Consider the following 447-nt stretch of genomic DNA (forward strand, 5'->3'; position numbering starts at 1 on the left):
CGTTAGGGGCGGCGCATAGGCGCCAGCAGCATCAGGGCGAGAACGCGGTTCGAACTTTCCGAGTCGGTACGCTCCGTTCTTTTTGAACGGAGCGTCCATGGCCAACAGGAGGAGGTTCGAATTGTTTGAATACCGCCAAGTCCTTGTCCGCATGCGGCAAGGCGATTCTGACCGCGACATCGCGCGCGGCGGGTTGATGGGGCGCAAGAAGCTGACGACCGTGCGCCGCGAGGCTGAAGCGCGTAGTTGGCTGGATCCGGTGCAGCCGCTGCCGGACGACGCTACGATCGCGGGTGTCTTCGGGCGCACGCCGCACCTGCCGCACACCTGTGTGTCGACGGTTGAGCCATATCGCGAACAGGTCCGCGAATGGCTTGCCGCCGGCGTTCAGGGCACCACGATCCATGCCGCCCTTCAACGCAATCATGGCTACGCCGGCAGCTATTG

General features: G+C 63.8%; 1 pseudogene. It reads left to right on the forward strand.

The annotated features are described in order from the left end of the window. Window positions 1–121 precede the first annotated feature (121 nt). A pseudogene (locus tag M3636_RS29190) lies at window positions 122–447 on the forward strand (IS21 family transposase); the annotation flags it as partial.

The sequence above is a fragment of the Paenibacillus sp. MER 99-2 genome, from assembly GCF_023714095.1.
In the GTDB taxonomy this organism is placed as follows: domain Bacteria; phylum Bacillota; class Bacilli; order Paenibacillales; family Paenibacillaceae; genus Paenibacillus.